Below are 5,828 nucleotides of genomic sequence, written 5' to 3' on the forward strand. Positions count from 1 at the left end.
TTCCGGATGATCCTTAGCGTACTGCTCTGCATCCACCGGGGAATACACAATTCGTACTTTTGCGCCCTTTTCTCTCGCACCGGCAAGACTCATCTCCGTTCCAGGCACACGGACCAGGTCACCAAATGTACAGATTGTCACGCCGCATTCCAACGCCAGATAAACGGCCTCATCAATGAAGCCAACCTGTGTGACACAAACCGGACATCCCGGCCCTGAAATCAATTCTACCTGTTTCGGCAGGAGCTTTCGGATACCCAGTCTGAAAATCTCATGAGTATGGGTACCGCACACCTCCATAATCCGCACAGGCGGTCCGTCATAGCCTTCTATTATCTCTCTCGCCGTTTTCTTCTTCTCTTCACTCATCAGAATAAATCCTCCAGCACCTGATCTGTTTCACTGTCATCCTCATCCGTAATCTTGGCAATGGCCACACCGGCATGAACCATGACATAATCTCCCGGCTCCAAATCTTCAATCATCTGAGAAGAAATCTCACGTTTTGCGCCGCCCGCATCGATAATTGCAACGCCATCATTAATTTTAACAACTTTCGCTGATAAACCTACACACATACTCAAAATCTCCTTTCGTTTATCCGCTGCAAATTCTCCCAGTTTTTCAAAAACATATAAAATTACCAGTTCACTGCAGGCCGCTCTCGCTGCCAACGCCTACAGCGGTACATAAGGCATTAAAAAACAATGCCTAAGTACCGGTGGCGTTGAAGCACCTGCCGTGAATCTGTTAATTTTATATATTTTTCCAAGAATATTGAGAATTTACAGCTATATAAATCTCAACACCATAGATTTTAGTTTCTTAACTCGAAACCCAAAAACTTTCTCTTTCCTATTCGACATTGTCCCTGGCTCGGGTTTTGTCATATGCTATGCCGCTTAACACTTTGCCGCGTTTATCACAAATCTATGATAACAGCCGTCTATTTTCTTCTGTTTCTAAGACTGCTGTCCTATTTTTGTATTGCACTTCAGTCAGTCGTTATTCGCTGTTTATGGAATTACTTCGATAAAGCTGCATTGATGAGAATTATAGATGAAAACGTTTCGGACGGATGTCCGTTGTTTTCATCTATAATTCTCATTCAATCAGCTTTTCAAAGACCCCATAGCGTAGACTGCCTGACCAAGTGCAATGCCGCCGTCGTTTGGCGGTACCAGGCGATGTCTCAATACTTTAAAGCCCTCTTTCTGCAGTCCTTCATCCACCATTTTCAATAACAGCTGATTTTGGAAGACACCGCCGCTTAATGCTACTGTACCCCGTCCACTTTCTTTTCCGGCTTTTTGGCAGGCCACTATTATTTCTTCTGCCAGTATCCAATGGAAGAAATAGGCCAGTTTTTCTGTATCTGCGCCTGCAAGTCTGGCTTCCGCAATGGTTTTCACCAAAGCACCTGTGTTCAGGACTGCCTTCACCTGTTCCGGCTTATTTATTTCTGTGGATTCCGATTCCTTATTATCTATGCATGCGGCTAACGGAAATTGCTTCCACATCTCATCCATCGCATGCTGAAGATCAACCGCGTTTTGATGTTTTTTCTCATACGCTTCCGCTGTAAATTCCAATGCCATGGATGCCTCGCCTTCAAATGTTGAAGCCTTTCGGATTCCCAAAATGGCACTGACACCGTCGAATAATCTGCCGGCACTGGTGGACATCACCGCATTAATCTTCCTGTCCGCCATGGCCATCTGAACTTTGGCATCCTGTACACTGCACAGATTCAGTTTCTCAATCATTGTCATGGCTGCTGCACGATCTTTCATCTGTCCATACAGCATGGAAACGGCAATTCGCCATCCTTCCCTGGAGGATGCATCACCGCCGATCTGAAGGAACGGTGTTATACATCCAAACCGCTGAAATGCCTTATAATCTGCCAGAAGGATTTCTCCGCCCCAGATGGTGCCGTCCATGCCATAACCGGTTCCATCAAAGGAAACTCCGATAACTGCTTCCTGACAGTCATTCTCGGCCATGCAGGATAAAATATGCGCATAATGGTGCTGCACTTTAATCACCGGCAATCCCGATTCTTCCGCGATCATGGTTGAATTATATCTTGGATGCATATCACTGACCACCACCGGCGGTTCCACTTCAAGCAGCGTCTCCAGACGTCCAATGGTCTCTCTCAATGCATTCACCGTTCGCAGATCTTCCAAATCCCCCACATACGGCGACAGATAGAATCTTCCGTCCACGCCGATGCAGAAGCTGTTCTTCAGTTCTCCGCCCACGGCCAGAACCTGGCCTTTCCAAGGTGCCGATACCATCACCGGCAGAGGTGCATAACCTCTGGAGCGCCGGATCATATAAGGTTCATCCTTGTAATAATCCATTACCGAATCATCAGCACGGATCCTGATCTTGCGATTGTGAGACAACATGCAATCACACAGATGAGATAATTCAGCGATTGCATCATTGTCATCTCTGCAAATCGGCGCTCCTGATGTGTTGCCGCTGGTCATCACCAGATAATCCGGTATCTGAATGCCATCATCATAATCAAAAATCAACAGCTGTACCGGCGCATACGGCAGCATCACACCGATTTTCGGATTGCCCGGCGCCACAGACGGACAGATCTGACTGTCAGCTTTGTCCAACCGCTCCAACAGCAAAATCGGCTTCTGATGGCCGTCCAGGACTTCCTCCTGTACCTCAGTCACCTGACATTCCTTCCGAACTGCCGACATATTTCGCGCCATAATGGCAAATGGTTTCATCGGCCGGCGCTTCAATTCACGAAGTCTCGCAACCGCTGTCTCATTGGTGGCATCACAGCAGAGATGAAAACCACCGATTCCCTTAATCGCCGCAATGCCGCCCGAGGCGATCACTTTTCTCGTATAGGTGATCGCTTCACGGCCTCTTTCGTCACGGCCGATCAGATAAACCTCCGGCCCGCAGTCATTGCAGCACACCGGCTGGGCATCGAATCGTCTCGACTCCGGATTGTTGTATTCCTCCGCACACTCCGGACACATCGGAAATTCCTTCATGCTGGTCCGTTCTCTGTCATAAGGCAGCGCATCCAGGATCGTCAGCCTCGGCCCACAGCAGGTACAATTGATAAAAGGATGCAGATAGCGTCTGTTGTTCGGATCATACAGCTCCTCTTTGCATTCATCACAAATGGCAATATCCGGTGAAACAAAAATCTCTCCCTTTGTCTTTTCACTTTCTATAATCTCAAACCCGTCAAATTCAGGATTATTATCAAGATGTTCAACATTTATCTTCAAAATAGCCGCACGCTTCGGCGGTCGTTTCTCCAAATCCTCAAGGAAGCCATCCACCTGTGCTTTCGTCCCCTGTGCAAAAATCTCCACATAAGGCCCTTTGTTGCAGACGCTTCCGTGAATGTCATTTTTAACCGCATGCCGACTCACTGTCGGACGAAACCCAACGCCCTGCACAATGCCGTAAACGCGAATCTTTCTTGTCTCTGTCTGATTCATCAGCATGCGCCTCCTAATTTGCCTGAAACAGCAAAATGCCGGATACCGATGAACTGTCCCCCAAACTCCGGAAGCATCGACTTCATACAGTCATCCGCAATGACCACATCCCACTTGCTGTCCGCTGCCAGTTCTGTGAAATCATCTTCTTCCTTCAGATAAACATCATCTTCTTCGCGAAGTTCCGGTTTCAGATCAAACCAGCTGCAGACCTTCACTTCTGATGCCCCGCGCATCTTTAATTCCTCACGAAACGCATTCGCCATCACCTGCTGATGCACAATTAATACCTTTTTGCCTGTATAATCAGCCTCCGGCAGCATATTCTTCACCAAAGGATAACCGACAACATACGGTGTTCCGAACTGTTTTTGAAGATATTTGGCCGTTTCCAGGGCAGATGGTGAAACAACCAGGTTATATTCCGCAGAAGCTGCCTGCTTCACCGCATCCAGGCCATCACCCATGCCATAGCAAACAGCCTTTTTACCATCGGCTGCAAATATCTGCCGTAATTGGTCACCTGCGGATAAATCACTCAGATCCTGCGGTGTTGCACCGATAATGCCGACTCTGCCCTTTTCCACAGACATCTCATCCACCACAAACTTCTTAAAAAGTGCCAGCCAGGCCTTTTCCTGACCTCTATCATATAAATCCATGCCATTCGTATCAATGGTCAGCACCGGAAGTCCTGTCTTCTTCTCCGTCATACGGCCCAGTGCCTTGTAATCCGTGCCGATCACCGCCGGCACCGGCGTACCGATGATCGCTGCAAAAGATACATCCAGTTTCTCAACTGCCGATATCAGCTTCGCTACCAACCGGTCATCCCTTCCGAGAATGGCATCCATATCTCTCAGCCCGGCACTGAAAATAGCACTTTTCCTTGAGAACCATCTTGGTTCATCAAATCCGCAGACATTGCCGACACAGCCTCCCGCATCACAGATCACGAGAATACCGCCCAGTTCATACAAAACGGAGACAGCCCCCGACTGATCCGGTGCAAAAGGTGTCAGATATTTTCTTAATCCCTTCATGGCTGTTCCTCCCATCTATTCTCTGCTTCTGTCAAAGCCTCAAACAATCTGCGAACCCCTGCATAGCCATAAGGCTGTCTGTCCTGATTCCACATGACATTCGGGCAGTTCTGATGATAATAAGCTGCATCCTTGCCAATGGCCATATTCACACCTGAATTCTCACCATCATAATACAGCATGGTCGGTTCCATGTTGGAATAAACTCTCGTCTCAGGGCTTATAGCCGCCAGCTGCTTGATATAAATAAAGTTCTCAGCGGTGATGGTGCCGTAAATCTCAGGCACCTTAAATCCATATCGTACCAATGCCAGGGAAAGTTCGAAAGCATCGCCGTTCATACATTCCCCGACCGCAAAAGAGGCCTCCGGATACTGCACCCTAAAGGCATCCACTGCCTTCTGTGCGCTTTCTGCCGCTGCCTGATCATCAAAAGTCACACCCAGCACCTTGCCGAAGGCTCTGTACTGGCTGCCGATCTTGTCAATCTGATACAATCGGGTCAGTTCGATAAAAGGAATCTTCAATCTGTCATGAAAATCTTCCGCCGCAAATCTCGCCTCCGGATGCAGCACCAGATTGAAATTAGCTTCCGACATGGTCTGATATTCCTCATAATCCCTGCATGCAGAAATCTCATGAATGGTCTTCACGCCTGCCTGATGCAGCAGATCATATAGCTCACAATCATCCACAAGGGGTGAAAAAAAACCCAGCAGATTCACTACATTCCCCTTTTTCTTACGCGGTTCAAGCAGAGAATACAAAGACTGGCGAACATGTACCATTGGCGGCTTTCTGCCTTCACGGGTCAACGCATACATATAACATGGTCTCACAGGAAGACCTGCCGCCTCCTCGGCTTTTCGACAGACTCTCTCCATGTCTGTTCCCAAAAGTGCATCCACACAGGTAATGCAGATCATCACAACTGACGGCTTCTTCTCAAGGCTGTCACAGATCTCTTTCACTGCTTTCGGTATCTTCTTCAAATGACGCCCCGTAACAATATCCGTCTCGTCCATCATCAGATAAAAGAACCGCTGATCATATTCTCTCATAGAACTGATCAATGATGTATTTCTGCCGCAGCATCCCGGTGCCACGATCAGCATAATAGAATCAGGGATCGCCAGCCCTGCACGCTTGACGCCAAAACCTTCCGCACCCGGTGAATTAAAGGCCAGCGTAGCTGGAGAACTGTATATTAAATGTGCGCCGGAAATAAACTGCGGCGGGATATTCTCTCTTCCCATTGCCGCCAGCTCACCGACTGTACAAAAAAATGCAT

4 protein-coding genes and 1 pseudogene are annotated in these 5,828 nt (G+C 48.0%); all 5 read right to left on the minus strand.

Annotated features, from left to right (window positions below):
• Positions 1-369 (minus strand): annotated as a pseudogene (locus tag WMO25_RS13820) (hydrogenase formation protein HypD); the annotation flags it as partial.
• Entirely contained in the window at positions 369-674 is a 306-nt protein-coding gene (locus WMO25_RS13825) for a HypC/HybG/HupF family hydrogenase formation chaperone (protein ID WP_349085782.1), read from the minus strand. The gene WMO25_RS13825 and the pseudogene WMO25_RS13820, both read right to left, overlap by 1 nt.
• A 438-nt stretch (positions 675-1,112) precedes the next feature.
• A complete protein-coding gene (hypF, locus tag WMO25_RS13830; protein WP_349085783.1) occupies positions 1,113-3,494 on the minus strand; it encodes a carbamoyltransferase HypF in 2,382 nt (793 codons plus the stop codon).
• On the minus strand, positions 3,494-4,537 hold the full coding sequence (locus tag WMO25_RS13835; protein WP_349085785.1) for a nitrogenase component 1: 1,044 nt from the start codon (positions 4,535-4,537) through the stop codon (positions 3,494-3,496). The genes hypF and WMO25_RS13835 overlap by 1 nt, the downstream gene beginning before the upstream one ends.
• On the minus strand, positions 4,534-5,828 hold a 1,295-nt coding region (locus tag WMO25_RS13840), incomplete at its 5' end, for a nitrogenase component 1 (protein ID WP_349085786.1). The genes WMO25_RS13835 and WMO25_RS13840, both read right to left, overlap by 4 nt.

Origin of the sequence: Coprococcus intestinihominis (genome assembly GCF_040096555.1) — a bacterium.
Lineage (GTDB): Bacteria > Bacillota > Clostridia > Lachnospirales > Lachnospiraceae > Coprococcus_A > Coprococcus_A intestinihominis.